26 protein-coding genes are annotated in these 26,127 nt (G+C 41.8%); 8 read left to right on the forward strand and 18 right to left on the reverse strand.

What is annotated here, in order from left to right; genetic code table 11:
* The first annotated feature begins 157 nt into the window (after positions 1-157).
* On the forward strand, positions 158-433 hold the full coding sequence (locus tag L4D05_RS04525; RefSeq protein ID WP_428750773.1) for a nitrogenase-stabilizing/protective protein NifW: 276 nt from the start codon (positions 158-160) through the stop codon (positions 431-433).
* Positions 434-634: 201 nt separating this feature from the next.
* On the opposite strand, the gene L4D05_RS04530 is transcribed toward L4D05_RS04525, so the two are convergent.
* A complete protein-coding gene (locus L4D05_RS04530; protein WP_428750774.1) occupies positions 635-1,714 on the reverse strand; it encodes a TRAP transporter substrate-binding protein in 1,080 nt (359 codons plus the stop codon).
* 622 nt (positions 1,715-2,336) lie between these two features.
* Here L4D05_RS04530 and L4D05_RS04535 point away from each other — a divergent pair.
* Positions 2,337-2,957: a LysE family translocator gene (locus L4D05_RS04535; RefSeq protein WP_428793171.1), complete on the forward strand. Its 621-nt coding sequence runs from the start codon at positions 2,337-2,339 to the stop codon at positions 2,955-2,957.
* Between the two features lie 64 nt (positions 2,958-3,021).
* Here the strand turns inward: L4D05_RS04535 and L4D05_RS04540 are convergent, their stop codons facing one another.
* Together L4D05_RS04540 and L4D05_RS04545 are read right to left on the reverse strand one after the other, a co-directional pair.
* The gene (locus L4D05_RS04540; protein ID WP_428793172.1) at positions 3,022-5,232 is read right to left on the reverse strand and encodes a hypothetical protein; all 2,211 of its coding nucleotides are present in this window, start codon (positions 5,230-5,232) and stop codon (positions 3,022-3,024) included.
* Entirely contained in the window at positions 5,219-5,389 is a 171-nt protein-coding gene (locus tag L4D05_RS04545) for a hypothetical protein (RefSeq protein WP_428750777.1), read from the reverse strand. The genes L4D05_RS04540 and L4D05_RS04545 overlap by 14 nt, the downstream gene beginning before the upstream one ends.
* 424 nt (positions 5,390-5,813) lie before the next feature.
* On the opposite strand from L4D05_RS04545, the gene nirB reads away from it, so the two are divergent.
* From nirB to cobA, 4 genes are all read left to right on the forward strand, one after another.
* Positions 5,814-8,372 carry a nitrite reductase large subunit NirB gene (nirB, locus tag L4D05_RS04550; RefSeq protein WP_428750778.1) on the forward strand — a complete coding sequence of 853 codons (2,559 nt, stop codon included), beginning with the start codon at positions 5,814-5,816 and terminating at the stop codon, positions 8,370-8,372.
* A 2-nt stretch (positions 8,373-8,374) separates the two neighbouring features.
* A complete protein-coding gene (gene nirD, locus L4D05_RS04555; RefSeq protein WP_428750779.1) occupies positions 8,375-8,698 on the forward strand; it encodes a nitrite reductase small subunit NirD in 324 nt (107 codons plus the stop codon).
* Positions 8,699-8,813: 115 nt separating this feature from the next.
* On the forward strand, positions 8,814-9,671 hold the full coding sequence (locus tag L4D05_RS04560) for a formate/nitrite transporter family protein (RefSeq protein ID WP_428750780.1): 858 nt from the start codon (positions 8,814-8,816) through the stop codon (positions 9,669-9,671).
* A gap of 145 nt (positions 9,672-9,816) precedes the next feature.
* Positions 9,817-10,572 carry a uroporphyrinogen-III C-methyltransferase gene (gene cobA, locus L4D05_RS04565; protein WP_428793173.1) on the forward strand — a complete coding sequence of 252 codons (756 nt, stop codon included), beginning with the start codon at positions 9,817-9,819 and terminating at the stop codon, positions 10,570-10,572.
* A gap of 77 nt (positions 10,573-10,649) precedes the next feature.
* On the opposite strand, the gene L4D05_RS04570 is transcribed toward cobA, so the two are convergent.
* The 14 genes from L4D05_RS04570 to L4D05_RS04635 are packed head-to-tail and all read right to left on the reverse strand — an operon-like array spanning position 10,650 to position 22,278.
* Positions 10,650-11,330 (reverse strand): OmpA family protein, encoded by a 681-nt coding sequence (locus L4D05_RS04570; RefSeq protein ID WP_428750782.1) that lies wholly within the window; start codon positions 11,328-11,330, stop codon positions 10,650-10,652.
* Between the two features lie 6 nt (positions 11,331-11,336).
* Complete coding sequence (locus L4D05_RS04575; protein ID WP_428793174.1) at positions 11,337-12,920, reverse strand: TadE/TadG family type IV pilus assembly protein; 1,584 nt, start codon at positions 12,918-12,920, stop codon at positions 11,337-11,339.
* 1 nt (position 12,921) lies between these two features.
* On the reverse strand, positions 12,922-13,446 hold the full coding sequence (gene tadF / locus L4D05_RS04580) for a tight adherence pilus pseudopilin TadF (protein WP_428750784.1): 525 nt from the start codon (positions 13,444-13,446) through the stop codon (positions 12,922-12,924).
* A complete protein-coding gene (locus tag L4D05_RS04585) occupies positions 13,443-13,925 on the reverse strand; it encodes a TadE family protein (protein WP_428750785.1) in 483 nt (160 codons plus the stop codon). The genes tadF and L4D05_RS04585 overlap by 4 nt, the downstream gene beginning before the upstream one ends.
* Positions 13,926-13,930: 5 nt before the next feature.
* Positions 13,931-14,644: a tetratricopeptide repeat protein gene (locus L4D05_RS04590; RefSeq protein WP_428793175.1), complete on the reverse strand. Its 714-nt coding sequence runs from the start codon at positions 14,642-14,644 to the stop codon at positions 13,931-13,933.
* A gap of 2 nt (positions 14,645-14,646) precedes the next feature.
* Complete coding sequence (locus L4D05_RS04595; protein WP_428793176.1) at positions 14,647-15,495, reverse strand: type II secretion system F family protein; 849 nt, start codon at positions 15,493-15,495, stop codon at positions 14,647-14,649.
* Positions 15,492-16,394 (reverse strand): type II secretion system F family protein, encoded by a 903-nt coding sequence (locus L4D05_RS04600; protein WP_428751161.1) that lies wholly within the window; start codon positions 16,392-16,394, stop codon positions 15,492-15,494. Before L4D05_RS04600 ends, L4D05_RS04595 begins: the two co-directional genes overlap by 4 nt.
* The gene (locus L4D05_RS04605) at positions 16,394-17,671 is read right to left on the reverse strand and encodes a TadA family conjugal transfer-associated ATPase (protein ID WP_428750788.1); all 1,278 of its coding nucleotides are present in this window, start codon (positions 17,669-17,671) and stop codon (positions 16,394-16,396) included. The genes L4D05_RS04600 and L4D05_RS04605 overlap by 1 nt, the downstream gene beginning before the upstream one ends.
* Entirely contained in the window at positions 17,668-18,906 is a 1,239-nt protein-coding gene (locus L4D05_RS04610; protein ID WP_428750789.1) for a CpaE/TadZ family protein, read from the reverse strand. Before L4D05_RS04610 ends, L4D05_RS04605 begins: the two co-directional genes overlap by 4 nt.
* Positions 18,906-19,379, reverse strand: coding sequence for a hypothetical protein (locus tag L4D05_RS04615; protein WP_428750790.1), 474 nt, complete (start codon positions 19,377-19,379; stop codon positions 18,906-18,908). The genes L4D05_RS04610 and L4D05_RS04615 overlap by 1 nt, the downstream gene beginning before the upstream one ends.
* Positions 19,376-20,710: a type II and III secretion system protein family protein gene (locus tag L4D05_RS04620; protein WP_428793550.1), complete on the reverse strand. Its 1,335-nt coding sequence runs from the start codon at positions 20,708-20,710 to the stop codon at positions 19,376-19,378. The genes L4D05_RS04615 and L4D05_RS04620 overlap by 4 nt, the downstream gene beginning before the upstream one ends.
* Before the next feature lie 26 nt (positions 20,711-20,736).
* Positions 20,737-21,579, reverse strand: a complete 843-nt coding sequence (cpaB, locus tag L4D05_RS04625; protein WP_428750792.1) for a Flp pilus assembly protein CpaB — start codon at positions 21,577-21,579, stop codon at positions 20,737-20,739.
* 11 nt (positions 21,580-21,590) lie between these two features.
* Entirely contained in the window at positions 21,591-22,025 is a 435-nt protein-coding gene (locus L4D05_RS04630; protein WP_428793551.1) for an A24 family peptidase, read from the reverse strand.
* Positions 22,026-22,068: 43 nt separating this feature from the next.
* Entirely contained in the window at positions 22,069-22,278 is a 210-nt protein-coding gene (locus L4D05_RS04635; RefSeq protein ID WP_428793177.1) for a Flp family type IVb pilin, read from the reverse strand.
* Positions 22,279-22,605: 327 nt separating this feature from the next.
* Here L4D05_RS04635 and L4D05_RS04640 point away from each other — a divergent pair, with 327 nt between their 5' ends.
* Complete coding sequence (locus tag L4D05_RS04640) at positions 22,606-23,460, forward strand: LysR family transcriptional regulator (protein ID WP_428750794.1); 855 nt, start codon at positions 22,606-22,608, stop codon at positions 23,458-23,460.
* A gap of 141 nt (positions 23,461-23,601) precedes the next feature.
* Positions 23,602-24,435: a transglycosylase SLT domain-containing protein gene (locus L4D05_RS04645; RefSeq protein ID WP_428793178.1), complete on the forward strand. Its 834-nt coding sequence runs from the start codon at positions 23,602-23,604 to the stop codon at positions 24,433-24,435.
* A 34-nt stretch (positions 24,436-24,469) separates the two neighbouring features.
* On the opposite strand, the gene L4D05_RS04650 is transcribed toward L4D05_RS04645, so the two are convergent.
* Positions 24,470-26,017 carry a hypothetical protein gene (locus L4D05_RS04650; RefSeq protein WP_428793179.1) on the reverse strand — a complete coding sequence of 516 codons (1,548 nt, stop codon included), beginning with the start codon at positions 26,015-26,017 and terminating at the stop codon, positions 24,470-24,472.
* Positions 26,018-26,127 lie beyond the last annotated feature (110 nt).

Below are 26,127 nucleotides of genomic sequence, written 5' to 3' on the forward strand. Positions count from 1 at the left end.
CCTAAGTCGCTAACTTGGTCGGTACTTAATTGAACATGTGATTAATTAAATGAGACAAGGGGAAACACACTAGTTATCGAAATTTGCGTTAACATCAATGTTGCCCTTTCCAAAACAAGTTATATTTTTATCCATAGAAACGGCAACTTCAATCACCATGCAAAAATCAGATATTCAACAAACAATTGAAAGCTTTACATCCATTGAGCAAGCATTAGAGTACTTTGACATTGGTTTTGATAGTCGTTTTATCGCGGCAAATCGCCTTCAACTCATTAAACGCTTTAATGGGTACTTACTGTTGGAAAAACCAGATGACTGGTTCTCTGCCAGACGAGCGCTGAAAAACGCTTACTGTAAAGTGCAGCGCAGCCTGTTAGATAAACATACTCGCTCAGCTTGTAGAGGCTGCACCTCTTGCCAAAGAAGGTAAGTCTGAGACAACTAGATACCCCAGCGAAGATTCCTAGCGTTATTAATCATTCCAGTCGCGATGAGCAATAAAAAATCAGCCTCAATATCCCCGGAATTTCAGGCTATTAAAGCTGATTTAGCAGCGGTTAGGCGCTTAGTGAGTTCGAGAGACTAAAACTTCACCACTTTTGCTTTTACCGCAACGCCTAATACGAACGCGCTAATCTTGGTCGTTTAAGTACGCTTGAAGCGACATATTAGTCCACTCACGCATCTTAGCTAAGTAATTTGCCTGCGAGTCCAAAATTTCTTTCGCTAACTCATCATTATCGGCTTGCTCTTTGAGTAAGGTTTCATTTGCCTGTTTAAGTTCATTAATGACCTCAGGCGGGAAGCTGCGAACTTTAATATTGGGGTATTCGGTACTCATTTTCGACCAACTTTGTGCATTTTCATGCAATGCCTGAGTATACATATCAAACGCAGCAACACGGAATGAGGTTTCTAAGATGATTTTTAGGTCCTCGGGCAATTTGGACCACACCTTTTTATTCACCAAAAACTGCGTTTCTGATCCCGGCTCATGCCATGCGGTGTAGTAATAAGGGGCAATTTTTTGGAAACCCATTCTTAAGTCGAACGCCGGCCCTACCCATTCAAGCGCATCGATTGTGCCGCGCTCCAGAGAAGTATATAGTTCGCCGGGTGCTATATTCGTTGGCTTTGCTCCGACCTTAGCTAATACTTCGCCCGCAAAACCTGGAATACGCATTTTTAGACCTTGTAGATCCTCAATAGAGTTAATTTCTTTTTTAAACCATCCCCCCATTTGTATATCTGAGTTACCACCAGGGAATGAAAGTAGATTGTGCGGTGCATAAACTTGCTGCATCAATTCAATACCACCACCGTGGTAGAACCACGAATACTGTTCCATCGTTGTCATACCAAAAGGCATCGAAGAAAAGTATAACGTGTTTGGCACCTTCCCTTTCCAGTAATACGAACTTGAATGGCCTAAATCGTATTGTCCAGATTTCACCATATCAAAAACACCGAGTGGCGCCTTGTGCTTATTGGCAGAGTCAATTCGGATAATTAGTCGCCCATTTGACATTTCCTTGGCAAGCTTAGCCATATTTTTACTGGCGTCGCCCAAGATTGGCGTATTAGGCCCCCAAGTTTCAGCCAACTTTAACCGGTAAACCTCTTGGGCCGCTTGCGCAGTAGAGATGCCCAACGCTACACCACTAACAATAAGCAGCGTGCTCACTCGACGAATGGTATTTTTGAATTCCATTTCTTTGATTCCTTTCTACTTTATTGGATTACTGTTACACCATGAGGGCTTGATGTGCCTATGTCAAAACGTTCATTCAAACTAACGGCCAAGACAAGCCGACACTTCCTCTCTATGGGTATCTAATAACAACGTATTTCACTAGATAAGCTACCTATCGCACTCTTCTCGACCCCAATTTGGGATATTCCTAGTACTCTTTGCATTTTTAAAATTGCGTTATTTATCACGATATTCGAAAAACGAAGAGTACCTATTTTGAAGTTGGTACTAAGTTTCTCAATAATCCGTCTACCACCTATTTCATAGAGGATACACAAGCAATAATGGAAAGAGTGAAGCGTAACTATATTGAACGACTCTTTGCGGTAAAAAATACCGATATGCCGGTAAAATAATCTACACCTTCCGCTGGCAATAGTCGTGCGATAACATGAATAATAATGTCTATGGCTAGGCATGCCCATAGGGATTGGGCAACCCTTACTTGCTCCCTGTCCACTACACAACGTCATATTTTCTCTGATAGGGACTTTGTTTACCTATCTTACGTACTTTCTATAGTGTTTGTTCCGCAACTCTGTTAAAAATAGCAAACTGATTTCTTTATCAATTGAACGCTATGAACTTGTCAACACTCAGTATTTTCATCCCCACTTTTTTCTTTGTCTCTATTACGCCAGGAATGTGTATGACACTTGCACTGACAATGGGTATGAGTATTGGGTATCGTAGAACGTTATGGATGATGATAGGCGAGCTGGTTGGGGTTGCGTTAGTAGCGCTTGCGGCCATACTTGGCGTCGCGGCCGTTATGCTGCGTTATCCAGATATTTTCGTGGTATTTAAAACCGTCGGTGCCAGTTATCTATTTTATCTTGGCATTCAAATGTGGCGTTCAAAAGGCAAGCTTGCTATTTCAGCCGATTCAACCAATGAAAAAGCACACAACGACTGGGACTTAGTCGTGCAGGGTTTTGTCACTGCCATTGCTAACCCGAAAGGTTGGGCCTTCATGATCTCGCTATTACCACCGTTTATCGACCAATCCCAACCTATGACTGGACAAGTGTCTATCATGCTAGGAATCATCCTTCTAAGTGAATTTGTCTGTATGACCATCTATGCCACTGGCGGCAAAGGGTTAAAACGCACACTTGGAAACGCAAACAATGTACAGACCATGAATCGTATCGCAGGCACATTAATGTGTGGCGTCGGGGTATGGCTATTCTTAGGTTAAAATAAAGGCTCCTATAACAGGAGCCTTTGCCTTCATTGCGAACCCATCTCTATGCCTTACCCTTTTATTGAGTCACACCTGCAATAACCGCCGGCTCCCCCTCGACAAAAGGCATACTGCCAATATCAGCACTACCCGTAACTGACGTCGGCACATCAACAGCAGGATCTTGCAGAATGAGTGTGCTGCACTCTGAGCTGGATAACGGCGTCATCAATTCTTCGATTTCTCGAGCTTTAATCACGTATTGCTGAGAACCACCCATTAATACACCATCATTAATTGAGAATGCCGCACGATAGTGACTATTCTCACCGTTTTTGATACTTGGGATCCCCCAAAGGTCACCGTTACCACCGTAATTAATCATAAACGTTTGGCTAGTATAATCGCCAGCATCGCCACTACGGTCATTGAGTGAACTATGGATATAACTAAATTGAATGGGTCGATCAAAGCTAACGATATCGCCATTACCATCTCGTACTGTCGTTAATCGGTTCCACTCGTTTAGCCCCGTTTCCCAGACATAAAACTCTTGAACGATTTGTGGGTCATACATTTTCCACGAGTCCGTTACCGATTGACTTGAAAGTACCATAGGGCCCGTTCTTACCCCCCAATGGTGAGGCGTCGGTTCTAACATGGTTGTGGTAACAGCGGAGTCAAACTCAACTCGCTCGCCGCTTGCGACACTCACCAATGTTAACGCATTATCGCCACTAATTGAGAAGGTATAACTGTACGGTGCGTCATTGCCCGTTTCGAATGGGCTACTTTCCCCCCAATACTCGGCGACATGTTGCGCATCAATGTTACCAATTGGGCAATTGTCAAAACAAGTGAGCGTGATAGTGCCGTTGTTTGGTATTTGCGCATCACCGTTTTGGGAACCGTCGATAAACGTTTGCACATAATAAGTCATGTTGTCTTCACCACTTAAATACTTCACTTCTCCACCAAGTTGCTCCGAATACATATGAAGACTGTCGTATGCGTTTAACGAAATGGCAATCGGTGTGTCAAGTTGAACAATGCTCGGGCCATTATCTTGCCAAGACAACTTAGCAACCTTCACAAATTGCTGATTACTATAATTCACTACCCATTGATCAAACGAACCATCTTGATACACAGCATCATCCCAATATTGGAAATCAATACCGTCTAGCTCCGTTAAAGCCAATGACTTGACACTATTTTTGATAAGGCGACCTGGCGCCGCGACAATTGTGAGTGATTCTTGCTGATTATCACTTTCTCTGATCACACCATCACCGTGGTTGAACTGATGACCGTTTTCCGTCCAAACTCCCCAATAGCCGACAAACCCATAACTATCGGGATTACCGTTATCGGTCGAGTCATAGCGAATTGGAAAACCACTATTGATTTCCACCACTTCGCCCGTACTAGAGTCATATAAATCATAGCGATGGACATAAGCGGTTAACTCAGTTCGGCTAAGGCACTGTGTAGCAGTAACATGATCCCCAGATTTATAAGGCAAATCATCAAAGCCACCATTTGTACTTTGTACTAATACTCTGTTTTCATTAAACGCCAATGCAAAAGATTGTCCCCCACTGCCATTGGAACCTGAATACTCTCTTCCCGTCAGTGCGACACCGTGAGTGCGGTCGTCAGACATGACGACACTCGCGCATTGTTTATAGCTTTCATTACCGCCATGATTACCTTGTTCATATAACGTAAATCCTATTTTTCCTTCTAACCCAGATATCGTTTTGACTTCACCGCCACCGGATTGATTGTTTTGAGCAAAGTTATCAAAAAAATCAAAATTAAAAGTAAAGTCACCAAACGGATTCGCCTCCGTTGCTCCATCTCGTATTTGTGCTTTGAACTTGATGGCCTGCTCTCCTTCGTCACTCTTGCCCATATCAGGGAGCCAAACACTCACGTTCAAAGGGACATCATCTGAAATACGCTCAACAGTGCTGACCGCTTTCATTAATTTCGTTTGATTACCTCCCCCCGACGATTGACCAGTAGCACCTGATTTTTCCTCATCAAAACAAAGTGATTCGTCCGCTAACACCAGGTAAGCCCCCTGATTCGCAAACTCAACACTGTTGAATTGAGCAGTAAAACACAAAATACTATTCACCAGCTCAATCGGCTCTAGCGCTTCATTCCAAACATGAGTTCGTTGCTCCGCTAACGTGTACTCAGTATCCGTATCGTCATAAGCGCCATAAAGACCAAAAGGCGACAACATAAGTAAGATAAGAATTACATTATTCGTTTTCATTGGTCACTACCTCCAGTTGTTCAGGCAGCGTCAGCTGAGAAGTGGGTATAGTTTGATTCTGTGTATTCGTCTTTGAATCTCCGCCACTGCCATTACAACCAACCAATAAGGCGAGGACAAAGGTAATGATTACTACTTGGATATGAAAGATATTCATATTCCCTCCTTGTAAATCATGTCACGATTAAGCGTCTACCAACTGACTTTATTTATAATGTTATTAGCAATAAGCTAGGATAATGTGAGCTAAGGTTTATAGAATAAAATCCCATATAGTTATGGCTTTTCCTTATAAACCACACAAGTAGAAGGGTTTATGTAAGTAAATTACAATATAAGTAAAAATATCACTAATAGTAACGTCTCAGAATATGAGCATTATTAACAAACGGTCGAACTTAACCGTTTGCCATTCGAAACAACCGCATATAACCCCACCTACCATCAATTTGGCGATTAGTTACTCAAATCATCTACCCCTTTAGAGTAGTTTATTTCTGTAATTGATTTACATCATATATTAATTTTCTTTCACAATTAACAATGCGCGTAGACTTGAAGAATAACCCTTAGGTATTAATATGAGCAAGATGAAGCTTGTCGTGATCGGTAACGGCATGGTCGGTCATCGGTATCTTGAAGACTTAGTCGACAAGACCGATGTGTCCAACTTAGACATTACCGTTTTTTGCGAAGAACCGCGCGTCGCCTATGACCGTGTCCACCTCTCCTCTTATTTCTCTCACCATACGGCAGACGAACTTTCTTTAGTTAAAGAAGGCTTTTATGAAAAACACGGTGTTAATGTGTTAATCGGCGAACGCGCGATAAACATTAACCGTGAGAATAAAATCGTTTACTCCAGTACTGGTCGTGAAATCAAGTACGACAAGCTCATCCTAGCAACCGGTTCTTACCCGTTTGTCCCGCCAATCAAAGGCAATGAAAGTAAAGACTGCTTTGTCTACCGTACTATCGAGGATCTTAAGTCGATTGAAGCGACGGCTAAGAAAAGTAAAAGCGGCGTTGTTATCGGTGGCGGTTTACTTGGCTTAGAAGCTGCTGGTGCGTTGAAAGCGCTAGGAGTCACCACGCACGTTATCGAGTTTGCGCCAGTACTAATGGCAGAGCAACTTGACCTTCAAGGTGGTATGCAACTTCGTAACAAAATTGAACGCATGGGCGTTCAAGTCCATACCAGTAAAAATACGCTAGAGATCAAGCCTGAAGGTGAGACTGCGCGTAACACTATGGTATTTGCTGACGGCACAGACCTAGAAGTTGATTTCATCGTATTCTCGGCAGGTATTCGTCCACAAGACAAGCTTGCGCGTCAGATGGGACTTGGCATTGCACCGCGTGGCGGCATTGAAATCAATAACCACTGTCAAACTACCGACGCCGACGTCTACGCGATTGGTGAATGTGCTTCTTGGAACCGTACATTCTACGGCCTCGTTGCTCCAGGTTATAAGATGGCAACCGTGGCTGTCGATCACCTTGTTGGCAACGACAGTCAGTTCGAAGGTGCTGACATGAGCGCGAAGTTAAAACTTCTTGGCGTGAAAGTTGGATCGATTGGCGATGCAAACGGTCGTACTCCAGGCTGTAAAAGTTACGTTTACCAAAACGAAGAACAAGAAGTATATAAACGCATCATTGTATCTGAAGACGGTAAGCAATTACTTGGCGCAGTAATGGTCGGTGACACGTCGGATTATGGCGACTTATTACAACTGAAACTCAACAACATCGAGCTTCCAGAACACCCAGACACCCTAATTCTTCCTGCTCACGCGGGTGCAGAAAAACCATCATTAGGCGCAGATTCACTGCCTGAAACAGCGGTTATTTGTTCTTGTTTCGACGTAACAAAAGGCAAAATAGCTCAAGCTGTTGCTGATGGTCACCACACCATTGGTGATATCAAAGCAGTCACGGGTGCAGGTACTGGTTGTGGCGGTTGTATTCCACTTGTGACTTCAGTACTCAATGCTGAGTTAGCCAAATCAGGTATTGAAGTTAAAAATGACGTTTGTGAGCACTTTGCTTACTCTCGCCAAGAACTGTTCCACCTGATTCGTATTGAAGAAATCAAAACGTTCGAAGAGCTGCTAGAAAAGCACGGCAAAGGCTACGGCTGTGAAGTATGTAAGCCACTAGCGGGTTCTATTCTAGCGTCTTGCTGGGGTGAGCATATTCTCAAGCCTGAGCTGGTTAAGCTTCATGATACCAATGATAACTTCCTCGGCAACATCCAAAAAGACGGAACCTACTCAGTCATTCCTCGTATGGCTGGCGGCGAAGTCACACCACAGGCCCTTAAGGTACTGGCGGAAGTGGCAGCTGAATACAACCTATATACCAAAGTGACAGGAGCACAGCGTATTGGCCTATTTGGCGCGCAAAAAGATGATCTTCCAACCATTTGGAAAAAATTAATTGCTGCGGGTTACGAAACAGGACAAGCGTACGCAAAAGCACTGCGTATGGCGAAAACTTGCGTTGGTTCAACATGGTGTCGTTATGGTGTGCAGGACTCTGTCGGCCTTGGCTCTCGTATCGAGAATCGCTACAAAGGCATTCGTACTCCTCATAAGATGAAGTTTGGTGTCTCTGGCTGTACTCGTGAGTGTGCGGAAGCGCAAGGTAAAGATTTAGGTATCATCGCAACTGATGCAGGTTGGAACATGTACGTGTGTGGTAATGGCGGTATGAAACCTCGTCATGCCGACCTACTAGCTTCTGACTTAGACGAAGCAACATTGATCCAATACATCGACCGTTTCATGATGTTTTACATTCGTACCGCTGCGCCATTACAACGTACTTCTGTATGGATGGACAACATGGAAGGTGGTGTTGATTATCTTCGCGAAGTGATTGTAGACAACAAGCTTGGCATTAATGAGCAGCTTGAAGCAGACGTCGCGAAGCTTATCGGTAACTTCAGTTGTGAATGGACAAATGCGGTTGAAGACGAATCTCAACATAAACGTTTTGCTCACTTCATTAACAGTGATTTACGTGATGACAATGTTGTTTTCGTACAAGAGCGTGAACAACACCGTCCAGCCACTTACACAGAGAAGCACCCTGATGCTAAGGGCGACATCCTACACGTAGAGCTGGAGAAATAATCATGGCCTTTCAAAAAGTATGCGATATCCAAGACATCATTCCTGGAACTGGCGTTTGTGCATTGATTGATGGACAACAAGTAGCAATCTTCCGTCCAAGAAATAACGAAGAAGTCTTTGCTATTAGTAACATGGACCCATTTGCTCGCTCAAACGTGCTCTCTCGTGGTTTGACTTGTGAACACCAAGGGGAACTTTGGGTAGCAAGCCCACTAAAGAAGCAACGCTTTAATCTAAGCACAGGTCTATGTCTGGAAGACGAACGTTTTAGCGTAAAAGCGTACAAGACACGAGTGACGAAAGGCAAAGTAGAAATCTCAGCCTAATTTCAAAGATTAAATAGCCTATAGGGGTTGTCCGTTCTAGCAACTAAGAACACGTTTCAGCCCCTATCACTATTCAATCTTAACTTTTAACTTAAACTTTTATAGGGACAATTCTATGTCTGATGATTTTAAACCTGCACAGTTCGTGCAAACCATGATCAACGTTGGCGAAGCAAAAACAAACACCAGCACTCGTGATCTACTCATCCGTAGTACGATGGCAGGTATCATTCTCTCTCTTGCCGTCGTGGTCGCAATCACCACGATCGTTCAAACTGGCATGGGCGTTGTTGGCGCACTCGTCTTCCCTGTGGGCTTTGTTATCTTAAGTGTAATGGGCTACGACCTTGTAACAGGTGTGTTTGGTCTAGCGCCACTAGCTAAATTTGCTAATCGCCCAGGTATTACTTGGAATCGTATTTTCCGTTGCTGGGGCATTGTTGGCTTAGGTAACCTAATCGGTTCTTTGATCGTCGCTTACCTTGTTGCTGTATCGCTGACAGGCAACTTCTCTCTTGAACTTAACGCAGTAGCAAAAAAATTCATCGCTGTTTCTACTGCTCGCAGCTTAGGTTTTGAAAACATGGGTATGGACGGCTGGATTACCTGTTTTGTACGTGGCATCTTTTGTAACCTTATGGTTTGCCTAGGCGTAATCGGTAACATGACGGCACGCTCTGTATCAGGACGCGTAGCAATGATGTGGTTCCCTATCTTCATCTTCTTCGCATTAGTGTTTGAGCACACGGTTGTTAACATGTTCCTATTCCCACTGGGTATGATTTTAGGTGCTGACTTTGGTATTGCAACGTGGTTAAACTTCAACTTAATCCCAACCATTCTAGGTAACATCGTTGGTGGCTTGGTGATGACGTGTATTCCTCTATACTTAACGCACGCTAAAACAGCACCAGCAATCAATGCAGAGACAGAGACTGCTGTTAATGCTGAACCTGCACTAAGCACTAAGTAGCTGACACTGTAATAATTAACATAATAAGTGCAGTCCCACGCAAGCGTGAGATTGCACTTAACTTGATTTGGCGATAAAAAGTAGCGACTCTATTCAGTCTTTTGAGTGTTACTCTTTATAATCAAATTTGACGGATAGGTATTATATGACCACCACTCCTAACCCAATAACGCGCGGCTTTGTTTCATTGGTTGGTGCAGGCCCCGGCGACCCTGACTTATTAACCGTAAAAGGCTATCGCGTCATTCAAGCCGCAGATGTTGTGGTTTACGATAGGCTTGTTTCAACCGAAATACTTGCCCTAGCAAAACCTAATGCTGAACTTATCTATGTGGGGAAAAAACTCGATTTTCACTGTGTTCCTCAAGAACAAATTAATCAAATTTTAGTTGATAAAGCCTTAGCAGGGAAAAAAGTCGTCAGGCTTAAAGGTGGGGATTCGTTTATCTTTGGCCGCGGTGGTGAAGAACTGGAAACGTTGGCAGAAAATGACGTTAACTTTGAAGTGGTACCGGGCATTACTGCGGCTGCAGGTGCCACCGCTTACGCAGGTATTCCTCTCACCCACCGAGATCATGCACAAAGTGTGCAATTTATTACTGGTCACGTACAAAAAGACGGACGTGAAATAGAGTGGAGTGCGTTAGCTCAATCGAACAACACGTTAGTCTTCTATATGGGCTTAAAGCAAAGTGGTCATATTACCAAACAGCTTATCTCTCACGGTTTAGAAGCTAATACGCCTTGCGCCATTATTGAAAATGGAACACGCAGGGAGCAGCGCGTATTTCAAGGTGAACTCCACACCTTGCCACAAATGGCGAGCGAAGCGCAAAGCCCTGCCCTTATCGTCGTTGGTGGCGTGACGCAATTGCACAATAAATTAAAATGGTTTGAGTAAGCTCATATATCACTGTAGTACCCTCCCCTTCTAATAATAAAACCAGCATTCATCGCTGGTTTTATTATTAATGGAGATTATGGTGCAGGGTTGGACACATCCCCCTCAGGCTCTTCCACCGGAATATACACATCTGAGCGTCGATTTTGAGATCGCCCATCTTTGGATTTATTCGATGCTATTGGCTCTGACTCACCAAAAGACTTCAATGTGGTATTTTGTTTCTCAATACCATACGCATAGAGTTCGTCTGCGGTACTCTGAGCACGATTGAGACCTAAGGCTTGATTGTAAGACTCACTACCGACCCAGTCTGTGTGCCCTTCAACTGTCACCTGAAAGTTATTATCAGCAAGTTGTCGTGCAACACCTGACAACACATCTTTAGCTAGCGGTGTAAGATGATATTTATCAAATGCAAAATGTACCCGTGCGACCAAGTACCCTTTATCCGTCGCCTCACCAAACGAAGCAATGCCGAGATTTGAGATGTAAGTAAGGCAGTCACTTGGATCGGTCAATAAGGATGAGCGTTTTAGTAACAACATTTTTAGTTCATCGTCATTACTTGTCTCAGTCACCTGTATATAACCTTGCCGATGAGAGCCAACCCCCGTTATCTCCCCAATGGTGATCTTGTGGGAATATTCATAGTGCTTAGTTCCACAATATTCATTAATGAAAGTACTGGGGTCCTCTGCTAAGGCAAAAGAAGACACGAATACGCTGGTTGCAATCAATGCATTTAGTTTTGACATTCCTAATCACCCATACAGTCTCGTTACACCTGTACCACGAGATCCTTTTTTAATTAACTCTTCCAATACTTCGATAAAATCATCGGTATCAGTCACATCAATGATGTCTTCATCAACATCGATCACGCAGTCTTGAAAACCACTTTGTTCCGATGCCTGAAAATCAATACCAATAACCGCGATGTACAAACCCGGTATCTCTTCTCGTGCCTTATCACACATCCCTTCTGTCACTAGAGCACTCAATATCCCATTATTGGGGCTTTCCACACCATCACTTAAAACAATCACCATTTTGATTTTTTCGTCATAAGTGGCAAGCTCATCTTCGTCTGTCGTGTCAGGCTTACCAGCAGCAAGATGCTGAAATCCTCTTAACATTCCTTGGAATGCGGCGGTACTACCACTAGCAAACATATCGTCAATTTGGTCGATGTTATCCCTATCGCTCGTCAAAGCGATACTAAAAAACTGGCCAACACTTGAACTCCCATAACCACGATAAAGTTCATTATCCGTGACTCGATATTTAGTTTTTAAATCAGGAAAAGTACTCTCAAACATCTCACTAACGGTAAGTGAAAAGTTCACGTAATCATAAACATCTGCATGATATGAACTATTATCATCGTCCTCATCGATATCAAAGATACTCACCAATCGTTGCGCTTGCTTTCTCTCTCCTGACTTCTGATTTGGACACTCACTCTGATCATCTGAACAATCATAGACTACCTCTGAGCTGTATTTTCTCCATTTATTCCAGTTCACCTCTTCATAGCTTCGTTCAGAATCAGACGTGTCAACATCATCTCTATATCGTAGCTGGCTAACTGCAAATTCAGTGCCTGAATCATTCGTCTCACGCGTCCGAATATTAAAAGGTACAACTGCAATACGATTATCTAACTTACTGGATAGCCCACTTTGGTCGTCATCACTGCATGCATCTTCACCCGTTACAGGATCCGAGGTTATATCAGAACAAAGCAACTTATCTGCTATCGCCTTCACTGACACTTTTAAGTCAGTAATTTTACAGTTTGAGCTGGTACAAGATGAACTGCTTCCCCACTGCCAACCCATTGAGCCAGAAAAGTCAGAAACAAAAACAATGTCGATATTTTTATCACCCAAAATGATTGGGTATTTTTTTGCAACACCAATACCGTTTAAATCTTCAGTTGTATCAAAGGAAGGAATAAGATTGCTTGCAAACCATGAATTGTGAGTCGTCGTCGCATTCACTGAATATTGTATGTATTCATCTTGTGTATCTGTTTGTGGCTGATGAACCCACTCTACGGCGACATTAGAAACTTGAATATTACGTACGTAGTCATGAATATAGGCACCTGAGATCCTCTGCTCATCAGCAGCATACGTATCCCGCTTATCTTCAATCGTTTCAGCTATTGAAGCCGCTTTTGCGGCGTCTCTTAATCGGTTCGTTTCCTGAATGTAGCGCGTCCCTTCTACTGCCCAGAACGTCACTCCCAGAACAGGTACCAATGTAAAAGCCATCCAAACAGCGGCGATTCCCCGCTGCGCCTTCATCTTATTTCGTGTTAGTGCATTTCGGTACTTCATATTACCTCCCCGCCACTACTGAACTAGATGTGATCGTGAAAGTAGGTGTTCCAGAGTTTCCCCAAAAATTTGCAAACCAAGAATCCGCTTGGTCACATAACGTCACTTGATACAACGAATAAATCGTACCTTCTTCTACAGGAGCCAATGCACCTTTTTCAGATATATCGGTAGCTTGACAACCTAATGCCTCATACGGTGCACTTGTATAGACGTCAACGCTCGTTTTATTGTGAAGGGCTTCTATCTTAATCGCCAAATCTGATTCTTCTTTTCCGAGCATTCTATACGCCAACGCCTGCATATCATCTCGGTCAGAATCATTTAATGTCGCGACTCCTCCATAAAACCTTGTTCGTTCTTTCAAAATATTAACTAACGCAAAGCTCACACGATCAAGTTGAGAACGAACCAATAATTTATGACTGATGTCAGTCATAAAAAGGTAAATTCCGAGAAACACGATCAAAACCATGGTCAGCTCAATGGCAAATGCGCCCTTCTGACTTCGTTTACTGTTATTCATTCTTCCCACCCCTCATGCTCAAGGTTTAACACGGTGGTTCTTGAAATAGTCTGTGGTCCGTTACCAAAAATGTTAATAATAGGCGTGTACTCATATGACAACGTCAGTTCAGCTAAGGTATATGCTCCGGTAAACCCTTCATCATCTTCTGATAGCCCAGTATTATTCACAAAGTCGCTGTAAGAATTGAAGTATTTACCTGTTAATGTAAAATTTTCATGCGGAGCCATAAAATTCCATAAATGGCCGTCTCCAGTCACCAAGTCATCAATACGAGTTTTGTAGTTATCATGAGTGCTACTACCCGCATAAAACTGGGTATTTCGCACGGTTTCTCGTAATGCATAATCGACAAGATTGTTCACATAAATGTGGTAACTCGACTCGAATATCATCAACGTCGTAAGAATCAACACCATAGCACCGATTGCAAACTCGACTGTTGTTACCCCTTTCTGACGCTTTTTTTGAGCACACATAACAACTAACCATCAAATTCATAGAGTTGTCTTGAAATTAACGACACTTGCGATTCGGTATAGTCACCATCCAAGAGTTCTCTTGCTTGTCCAAATTGACCAAGTTTGAAAAAAGCTATCGCTAAATTCGCCTTGACCACCTCATTATTTGGATTCTCCTTGAAAACAGGGGCTAACAACTCCGTCACTTGCACATAGTTTCCTTGTGCAAGAAAAATTACTGCCAAATTGTTCTTCACTGTGACATCGTTATGTCCTTTTAATCTCGCCTGATTAAATTCCTGTTTTGCTAATTCAAAGTTGTCCAACTTACTGTATGAAATTCCCGATAGAACATGAATTTCACTGGTTTTATTTCCTAAACTGGTTGAGTGTATATAGCGCTCAATCGCCAATTCACTTTCACCTTTCTTGTCATGAATTTGCCCTCTTAACTGATGCAACTGCCAATTATTCACGCCTTGCTCTAAAAGGTGATCAGCATAAAATCTTGCAGACTCTACATCACCTTTACCGAAATAGACTTCTGCTAACTCTTGTGTCACTTTGAGGTCATCTGGGTTATTCTGAAGGTGCGTTTTATAATGCTGAATAAGTCCTTCATGATTATCTACTCTTTGCATACTCGCCACCAACTCTTGCTCAGTCGGTGCGGTGCTAGTGGCGCAACCAGATAACCACATCGTTGCAATAAGCATCAAAATCCATTTAACATTCATGTTCACTGTCCTACATTAAAATCGACCTGCATCACACCAGGCGCTAGAATTAAAATGACAATCGGAAACATAATTAACAAAATGAGCGGGACACTCATTTTGGCCGCTAGTTTCCCTACTTTTTCTTCGATATTTAGTAATTGTATCCGTCTCATATCTTCTGCTAGATCACTTAGGATATTAGCCACAGACGTTCCATAGTGAAGGTTTTGAACAATCGTAAGTACAAAGCTCTGAACCTCTGGAGCAGGAAGTCGAATGTTTAAGTCATGAAGCGCTTTCTCTATACCGTGTATTTTGCTGGCATCAGACGTTTTTTTAATTTGATAACTTAAATGTTTATCAAACGCCGATAGTTCCTTATGTAAATAACTAAACGACGCTTCAATTGTCATACCAGTCTGCACACAAACGGACATCATATCGAGCAAATATGGTAAACTCCGAGATATTTTTTTTACCATGTAACGCTTCCGAGCTTCTAATAAAAAGTCAGGTACAATAATAATCATAACGATAGAAACCATCAGAGCCGCAAGCTTATTGACAACCGTCATTTCAAGAAAAAATATTGCAACACTCACTACGACAGCGACCACTATTTTCGATGGTAAATAATATTTGGCGAGGCTTTTGTTGTAATAACCAGCATCGAGTAGTTTCTGCTCCAAATCTTTTCTTTGCTCTTTAGCAAAACCAATGATAATTCGATTGGATTTAACCGGTACTAATGGTTGGTTTTTCATCATTAGCCCAGACAGTCTCTTCTGACGAGTGTGCGTACGAAAAACTTCAGAAAATACAAATACTACTGCAACGAAAATTATGAACACACTTATTAACATCATCATAATTTCACCGCCTTAACCAGTAACCAAACGATGAATAGTCCGAGCAACTCACTCCCTACGACGTAATACAAGATATATACACCTTTTGAGTCGTAGAGGATAAATTCAATATTGGCAGGGTTAACTTGGTATAAAATGAAAGCAAAAATTAACGGGATAGCTGCGACAACTTTTGCAGATATTCTCGCCTCTGACGTCATTGCCATTTTTTTACTTTCCATCGTTCTTGCGTCGACTAGCACTCGGATTAACCGAGCGAGAACACCTCTAAGCTGCCCTCCTCGACTAATATTTGCCCTTAAAGTCACCGTAAAAAAGATAAACTCAGGATATGGAAAGCGTTTACTGGCTCTTAACAATACTTTTTCGGGTGACTCACCTAGCTTCAAGCGATCCCCCATATTTTTAAACTCTCTTCCTACCTCATTATCTAAATTCTGTCCAACAAAGCTAATCGCTTGCATCAAACTTTCCCCTGCTGAGACCGCACTCATCAGGATATTAAGGGCATCCGGAAAGGTTTGCTGAAACTGCTTTCGACGACGCCCAAGTAACCATTGATAACCAATGAACGTGAGGGCCAACATAACTAGGATTGACACCACTAGTGCATTATTTTTCAAAAACTGAAAGCCTATGTACCACGCAACAAAAGCACTAGCAGCGAGGTAAAGCATCACAAATAGATTCGCTTTTGGTCCTAGCGATTGTGCCGAAAAACGGTAAGATTCTCGTGCACGTTTCAACCCCTTTTTGGGAACCAACGAACCGACATTAATCGCAGAAGCTGACTCTTCACCTATTTCACCTTCAGGGAAATAATCTGCAATATGATGCTTCTTCCCAGTAATAAGCAAGATAGCAACAACACCAAATAGGAAAAGCGACAGCCAAATCATCATAATTTTGCTCCTTGGAACGAGCTCATTAACTCTTCATACAAGCCATAAAATTGTGCTTTTTTAACCAATTCAGAACGCTGCATAATACCTTCGGTGACATACTTTCCTTTTACTGCTTCACCGTAGCCCGACTCTTGGTACTCAAATCGATAAAGCTCCTCCATTACAACACTTTCGCCTTCTAACCCAACGATTTCAGAAATACTGGTAATCTTCCGAGTACCGTCTCTTAAACGGCTTATTTGAATAATGATCTGAACAGCGCTGACTATCGAACGACGAATAGCGTCAAGAGGTTGATTCAAATTAGCCATCATGATCATTGACTCTACACGACTTATCGCATCTCTCGGAGAGTTGGCATGCAATGTTGACATCGAGCCATCATGACCTGTATTCATTGCTTGCAGCATTTCGAATGCTTCGGGACCACGACACTCCCCTAGGATAATTCGGTCAGGTCTCATCCTAAGTGCATTAATGACTAAGTCCCTTTGTGTGATGACACCGGTATGTTCAATGCTTGCCGCTCTGGTTTCTAACCGCACCAGGTTTGGTTGCTGTAAACGCAGCTCTGCCGCATCCTCAATGGTGACGATCCGTTCATCTTCAGTGATATATTGAGAAAGTGCATTTAACAGTGTTGTCTTACCCGAGCCTGTGCCTCCTGAAATGAGTACATTCATTCGACAACGTGAAGCTATAGACAAGACTCGCGCCATATCCAATGTCATAGAACCAAAATCTACGAGATCTTCTACGCCGATATGTTGTTCACGAAACTTACGAATTGAAATGGAAGTTCCATCGAGTGCGATAGGAGGAATGACAATATTAACCCGGCTGCCATCTTCTAAACGGGCATCAACCGTAGGAGAAAGCTCATCAACGCGTCGCCCAACTCGAGCAGCAATCTGTTTTGCTATTGCTAAAACTTGTTCTTCACCAACAAATGAAATGTCAGAACGATGGATTTTGCCATCCCGCTCATAAAAAATATCAGAAGGACCATTAATCATAATGTCGGTAATCGTTTGGTCTTCTACCAGTGGTTGAATTGGTCCTAAACCAAACAATTCATCCATCATACTTTTTACTAAACCACTTTTCATCATAGCGGTTATTGGTCTTTCAAAACTATTGGCTAATACGTCCACCGCACTTCGGATTTGATTTTCGATTTCCCGCTCAGATAACGTTTGAATTGCTTCAGGGTCAAGCGCCTCAAAGATCTGAGAGCGAAAGGCGACATAAATTTCTTTATTTGAAATCATAATATGCCCAACCTATGTAGTAGACCTTTTTTACTAACAGGCTGACCATTAACAAGACGCACCAATTGCTCAATTGAGTGATTGATATGCTTATCATGCTTATATGCTCTTTTCCCGTCTACATGGAGGTGAGGTAAGTTTTTGCAATAATCAAAATCTAAATCTACGCTCGAACCGAGATACTTCTCCAATTCATTTCGCTCAATTACAAAGCTCTTATCGGGTCTATGATGGTTCACAGCAATGATAATTCGCGTACGCTTTCGCGTCGCGTCACGGATCGAGTCAAGATTAGATATTAGTGATTTCGCTTTCCTTACCGCAGCGACCGAAGGTTCGATAACAAGGGTAACCACATCGTAATTTTCAATAAGTAACTTGCAATCAACCTGAAAGTCGACACTTCCTGAAAAGTCTTCCACGATAAAGTTGGTATTCCGAGTTAACAAATCACATAACGCTTGGTTGTAGTTAAGTAGGTCGGCTTGAGACGCCTCACCTTGAAGAGATAATAGGCGTAGATCCCTCGCTACTGGATGCAGATAGTTCATAGCACCATCAAGATCTAACTCGTGCATAGGCACTGAAAATTCATCTAATGTTCTGGGTACATGATCGGTAAGGCCAAGCAATACGTCGATATTACTGTCATTGTATTGATGGTCGACTAAAATCGTATCTACACCGCTGCCCGCCATTTTTGCACTTAATTCTGCTGCAATGAAAGACGTACCAATCCCCCCTTTACTACCCACTACAGCGACCCTCTTCGCCCGTCGCTCTTTACTCACACCTGAATAGGATTTGAGGTCGTTATGAACATGCATAACAAATTCAGCAAATTCATACTTATTAATTGGCCAAAAAACATAGTAAAAACCCATTTCTTTGAGTGACCGCAATGTCGAAATAGCATCTTCCTGGCCAATAATCACCACCCCTTTATGGGTAGGCAACGTTGCAGCAATCGCTTTTGCATCCTCAATAACGCTCGCCGATTCGTTAAGCTCAACAATAATCAGGTTGCTATCTTGCTTGGCATAAAACTGGCTATCGACTTTATGTGCATCAACGCTATTGGGAACATCCCATCCCTCAAATTCAAATAACTCCTCAACTAAAGCTCGACATTCATCGGTCTGAAAAACTAACGCACATCCTGCAGGCCCTGACGTGCTTGATGCGCTTTTCTTCGGTGCTTCTGTTTCAGGAAGCCTTTTTTTAATATCAAACATTAGATTCCCTCCACCAAACGCTCTTTATGAGCAACTTGCTGTACTCGAGCTGCCTCAGAAAAACAATTTCGACTCACGTCGTCTGATTCAATTTTTGAAGGTTGGCATGGCTTCATTATTAAGGTATGGAAAATAATCGTAACCTTGACGTCACTGCTTAAGCCGGTGTTACGCTTAGTCGTAAAAACTTCCGCACGATAGGGCAATAACTTCTTATCTTTTAGCGATGCCTCAAGCATCGATTTTGCGCGAGCGTCTTTATACTCAATGGTATAAGAGGCTCCTGAATCAATGTCATCAACTGACTCAAAAATTTGCGACAACTTTTCTAGGGCTTGAGGCTGAGTTTTAGCGGAAAATTCGTAAACATGCTGTTCCGGATAAACCAACAGTTCAGCACCCTTACCGTTGTAATATCGTTCACTACAACCGGAGAGGAAAAATATTATGAGCATTCCTTGCCATAGTTTCATTGGATGAACCCTCCTTTTGACAACAATTCAATAGTTGGACTATCTCCGCTATTTGTTTCTTCTGGCTCAGAGATGTTTAACCACCTGCGCAATGTATTGGTTTTGCTGATATACGGTAATTGGATGTCTTTTTTCTTCATCGGCTTAACCAGATTAACCGTCGCGACGATTAGTAGCTCTGTTCGTCTTCTATCCGTCGACGATTTTCGAAAAGCAGCGCCGAGAACCGGAATGTCGCCAATAATTGGGGTTTTTTGAATCTCCTCAAAATCGGTACTGCTCATCAATCCACCTAGGACAAAACTATCCCCATCTCCAAGTTCAATGGTGGTCATTGCTCGGCGAGTCGCAAGTTGCGGAACTTCAATTCCGGCAGCCCGGATGTATCGTTCTACCTCACTCACCTCAGGGAAAAGCTGCATTCTTATCTTTTCTTCAGATAAAACTTTCGCGGTCAAATCAAGTTTGATACCAAACTCTTTAAACGTGATATTGACATTATTATTTGTTGACACGACAACCGGAATTTCACCACCAACTAGAAAACTTGCAGATTCACCCGAAATCACCGTCAAATTGGGTTCAGCTAATACTTGGGCGATATTTTCATTACCGAGTGCTGTGATGAGTGTTGTAAGATCCGCAGCTTGAAATTGCTGGAATAGAAATTGACCGACATTTGCCCCGAGCGATGACCAATCAACCCCAACCGTTTCAGCAAACCGTTCTGTCACTTGTGCGACAGATATCTTCACGTTAACCTGCTGCACGGTCGCTACTTCTAGCTGTTCAAGGATGCCGTCCCACGTCATATTTCTTGCAAAGATCATGCTTTCAGGCTCTTCTAGGTCAACATTGTCAGTTCGAAACTCTAGCTTTTGAGTCTCATCCCATCTTTCGGTTTTTTCTCGACCGAGTAACGTTGCCACCATTCTGTAGATGTCATCTCTTTGTTGTTCTGAGTGAACAATGCCGCTTACCGCAACTTGGTTTCCGACAGATTCAATTTTTATATCAACTTCAGAAAAGTGCAGCTTGATCTGGCGACGAACTTGACTTAAATCTATGTCGGCAATAATTCTGTCCGACATAAGTAGTTTTTCAGATTCGCCGTACACCATTAAGCGAGCTTGACCTACCGCTTTTGCGAAAACGACAATCGTAGTTTCGTTAATAACGTTATAATCGACTACCTCTGGGTCACTGATAAACACTTTAGTTATACGGTCATCTAATTGAATATGTTTAGCATCATTGACCGTAATATATTGTTGACCGGCATAAGCACTAACTGCACAGGCAAATAATAATATTGCTGTGAGTGTGCGCATCCAGTGCACTTGATAATTGTCATCCATTACAATTCACCCTCACGTCCGTTCTTATTTTTTGAACCACGCATTTCTTCTATACCAATGTAATTGCTCATTACATTCCGTACATCGGCGTACACCGGTTCTTCATATTCTCGACTTCGATACACTTCAAGGTGCATCGTTCGTTGAGCAAGTGCTAGCCTTGCAACTTCTGTGGGAGGGATTTCGATAATAATAGTAGTAAAGCCATCATCACTTTTTGCCGCTACTGGTTTCAACTTGGACTCTTCGTCTTCCCCACCCATATTGAGCACTTTGATATTTTGTAAAAATAATGTTGCTGTTACCCCTTTGAATCGTATCGGTTTTTCTACCGCTCCAGATAAATTGGAGCTCGGGGAACTGACGGTAAGAATATCGATACGCTCACCAGGTCGTATGAAGTCACTGATTAGATTTTTATTACTAACAACGAGTGGATAAAGAGTCATGCCTTCAGAGACAAGTAAATCGATATAACCGGGATCATTTTCCCGCGTAATATATTCAGGAAGAACTAAGGAACCTTGCAAAATGTTTCGATTAAATAGCGTTGAAGGACTAAAATCCAGCTCTACATCTGAGCGTAACCCCTCATCTAATGCCACTGTCAGGGGCATTTGTTCACGCTTCAATGCGTCCGTCGTAATAACCTCTCCACGGTCAATGTTCTGGTTTGCGCGCCATACCGTTATGTATTCGACAGAATCTTCTTCGAGCCGTGGCGATTCCTCTTTAACAACAATAGGCGCACCTTTATTGCTGTTTAACACGCTCTCATAGATTCCATAGCCACCAACTAATATAGCTATGAGAGCTACGAACATAATTATTCGAGATCTCATACTCTCACCTATCAAATATATAATTTATATATTGTGCTAAAGAAGCCAAGACTTATCGCGATACCATAAGGTAATCCAGCTTCTCCACCTTCTGGAACAAATCTAAGTACGCGGTATTTAACTAGGTATAATATCGATAACATCCCACCGACAATCGCCACATTAAATATTGCATCACCAAGATAGTGAATAGGAATGGCTATAGAAAACGCCAACATAAGTTTAACGTCACCGCCACCAAGAATATTAAGCCCAAATGCAGTGAGGACAATAACACTCACAATACAAAGGCTTAATAAATGCATGGTTAGTTCCTGCTTTGTCTCCAACAACAATAAGATGGAACACATAAAAATAATAACGCCAAATATATTACTAATTTTTCGCAACGCTACATCACTTGCGCAAACTAAAGCACTAGTAATGAGCATCACGAATATTAGCATGAATTCAATAGATTCAAATTTGGCTAACAAAATAGCTATCTTTCTAAGAAGACGCTGTAGAAATGTTAGTTGCGACGGTCCCAAAAGCAGTTTCTAGGTTTGCGACAAATCCGCCATCTGCCGTTAACACCGCAGCTAATAACACGGCCATCGCTACTGCAATTAAGCCATACTCAATGGCCGTTACACCGCGTTCATCTACTTTAAGCCCATTAATAAAGTTAGTCGCTTTTACATAAAGTTCAGTCATCATGGTAATATTCCTTCTATCAACTGTTTGCACTTAGCATTGATAACTGTAGGTGTCAGATCACTGTCTCAAAAGTGGACAGTATCGATCTTTCCGATAGGCATGATTAAAAGTTCAGTATTACACTTAAACCTAAAGACCTAGAAAAAAATAGAAACACTTATTTTTTAAATAGTTACTGAATAAAACTAATTTTTCTTTGCGCATTAACGGTTAAAAACGCCTTAAAATTATGTGACCAGCATCACACTTTTATAAATGTACCCGTCACTCTCCACTGTGAATGTTACGCTTCTAGTATGTTTGATTTATAAGACAGGCGTTGAAGTTATGAAGTTGCCATTTGACAATCTAGTTTCATTTCACGCCGTTGTTAGCTTTGGATCATTTAGTAATGGCGCAAGAAAGCTCGGAAAGTCGCAATCAACCATCTCTGGTGCAATTAAAAATTTAGAAAATGAGCTGGACTACCCTTTGATTGATCGGAGCAAGAACACGCTAACTCTTACGGATAAAGGGCAAAAGATTTATCACTTATCAGCACCTATCATTTCTAAATATTTTGAATTGGTGGATATTGCAGAATCGCTTCATAACAGCGATACAAAGAAAATCCGCATTGGCATTGACCCACTTGTATTCAATGATGAAGTAAAGCAAGTACTTATTGAGTTTTCTGAGACGTTCCCTGGGACCGAACTCACTGTTTTCACTAAGCCAAGTCATATACTGGGTCAATATGTACACAACCACAAAGTCGATATTGCTATCGGTAACCCCTATCATAAAACAGAGCTGTCTTTTAATATTGATGAACTCTTTATGGTGAACTGCAGTTGGGTCATTCATCAAGATGTTTCGACGGAATCGGATCTAACTTCAATGCGACTATTATTAATCGATGGCTGCGAAGATTTTGTCGACCTCTCTAGCATTTCTCGGCATAACATTTGGATTCTTGATGATACAACAACGATTCTCGATCTTTGCTTGGCGAAAAAAGGAATCGCATTCTTGCCCCACCACCTTATTAAAAACCATGAACGACGCTCCGAACTGATCACATTTTCAGACGACATGAATTTGTTTGGTAAGCAAATATATACTTCACTATTTTGGCCATTACATTCAGACTTTACTAAACAACACCAGTGGATTCATAACAAATTAAGAAAAGGGCGATAGTTCCATAACCATCATAAAAAGAGCGGATTGGTTTCATAACCCACTCTGCATGTACAGCTCATCATTTTCAAAAATAAGACCATGAACATCTGCTACAACAACTATCATTACTATTAGTTGTCACAAGTAGGAAAATAGGGAATGGTCAAGTTAACCACTCTTCACAAATCAACTTCCCCAGAAAAATATTTGCTTATAGTCTTCATTGGCTTTAGCGGTTTTTGTTTAGCTGATGACGTTAGTAAGTCGCTTTCAAGTAAGACACTCCCAGGCATACACACCAACGTTACCAAGCACCTTGCACTAAAACCACAGACTGATTCCATGAGCAGCAAGCATCATCGAATATACAAAGGAAGTGGTATTGAGCAGTTACGAGGTGGTTCTTCATTACTCCTAAAAACAGGAGGAACAACCAAATCGACACTCCCACACTCAAAAGTTAACGCCTATTTGCCAATTATCCACAGCGCATCAAAGTCCTGGGGAATTGATGCCAGTCTCATACTCGCCGTTATCCATGTTGAGAGTTATTTTAATCCAAAAGCTAAGTCTGATGCGCCCGCATTTGGTTTAATGCAAATAATGAAATCAGGTGCGGTTGCAGAGATATCTGAACGCTATTTCGCTAACGCCACTTTTACTACAGAACAGCTTTATATGCCTAGTGTTAATATTAACATAGGAACTGCATATTTAAGTGTCCTCCAGCAGGTTTACCTAAATGACATTCACTCCTCTCGTTCAAAGGAATGGCTGGCAATAGCAGCGTATAATTGCGGGCCCTCGAATTTGCTGAAGTACTTTAAACGCACGAACTCCGTAGAAAAATTCTCTCATACTGTGAATAAAATGAGTGAAGAAGCACTCTTTGACTATTTAACCACTGAGTTTCCAATTAGCGAAACAAGAGGTTACGTAAAAAAGGTAATTAACCACAAAAGCACGTATCGCCACATCCATCAATTTAATTAAGCGGACTCTTAGCCAGGTAACTAGCTAACAAAATTCATTTCTTTAAGTACAGATGGTAGACTGACTTATCAACTGCAATACTTTCAACTTTCTTATACTGATTGATAGCGTCAACAAACTCAGGGTAATCTAAGAGTACGTTGAGTAGCTGTGTTTCTCCATAGCGCCTCACCGTTTTCTCTCGTAGCTGTACGACTAGAACACGAGGCTGATTTAAGTTAATGTCGTCCGTAATCGTCTGTTGTACAAACCGAATCGTTTCGCGATGCTGACTATTTTGTGGCTCCGTTATTGCTATAGGCAACAACCAAAAATTAGGCTGCCTTGCGAGCCAAGAAAGTCCTGAATGTACTGGGATTGTGTGATGAGGGAGCATATTAGTTGAAGCAAGGAAAATTATATTGTCTCCTCGTTCTGTATATTTATCTACTTTTTTAGACAAATTCAATACATCGGGATCCACAAACATTTTATCCGACAAGTTTTGCTCTTTAGCTGTAAATTGATGCCAAGCAATAGCATAATCCACTTGATAACTTCTTTTCATATCCTCATGTTTAAATATAAAAATAGGACAAAAAGACAGCAGCAATAACACCAAACTCCTAATTGAAAAGTCATCGACAACATCCTTAAATATGATAATTACTGCCATATAAGCCAGAGTAAATGAAAATACAAAAGCCGGTATTAGATGGTAGCCAAATGCTGTCCTCCCTATAATAAATGCGCCTAATGATGCTATAAAGAATAGAAACACAACAAATACCAACTGGCTATAGCGTGGCCTTTTCTTCAAAAGGTAGTAAGGTATCAACATAACTAAGAAAACAACTGATGCGGTCATTAACACATCAATAAAATCTGGGAAGTACCCCCCATAATACGTTCTAGCCAGCGGGACGATAAAGTCGAAATATTCTGGCTGAAATACAACCACAGCAAGTAAGTAGCAAGCACCGAAGAAGCCTATCGTTATTATCTCTCTCCACCTATAAAATAATGCGTGATTTTTCATCATATAAGCCTCAGCCAATATCAAAACAAGCAAGTATTGAGGTTTAAGGCATATGGATATTGCAAGCATTAAAAGTGAAATCACACTTAACACTCTATACTTACCGGTATAGGAAGAACGAAGAATTTCTGTTAAATAAACAACCAACCCTGCGGCAATAAGGTGCTCACGTTGACCAAAACTTATTTGCAATATTGAAAACAATCCAAAAGATAGTGACAGAGTAAACAATACTTTCCTATTTCTGTTTAAGTAGGATAGATTCAACCACGAAAGATATAATGCGCCTAGTAAATATAAAACGACCCCTAGTCTAAGTGATGATATATCACCGATAATACCCATATAAAATGGCACAAGGAAAACTTTGTAAATATAGATAATTAGTGGTGGGTTAACTTCGTAATACTCATTGTAAAAATGGCTCAACCCAGTATTTTTTGCCATTGTTAACAAAAAGGAAACATCGCCATTGAGTGGCATCAGTGCTTGCACCATTAATGTGTCAACGGCTAATATGGCGACGGCGAGTAGTAGTAACATCCCTTTTACTTTCTCTGACATTGGCACTTCTCCAATTGTGCAAGGCTAACTCATTACATTAAGCAATAGCAGCATCTGCCCAAAATTCAACGAAAGTAAATTACGCAGTAAGCCATGTCTTCAAAACGCTA

The sequence above is a fragment of the Vibrio nomapromontoriensis genome, assembly GCF_050337205.1.
GTDB classification, from domain to species: Bacteria; Pseudomonadota; Gammaproteobacteria; order Enterobacterales; family Vibrionaceae; genus Vibrio; species Vibrio nomapromontoriensis.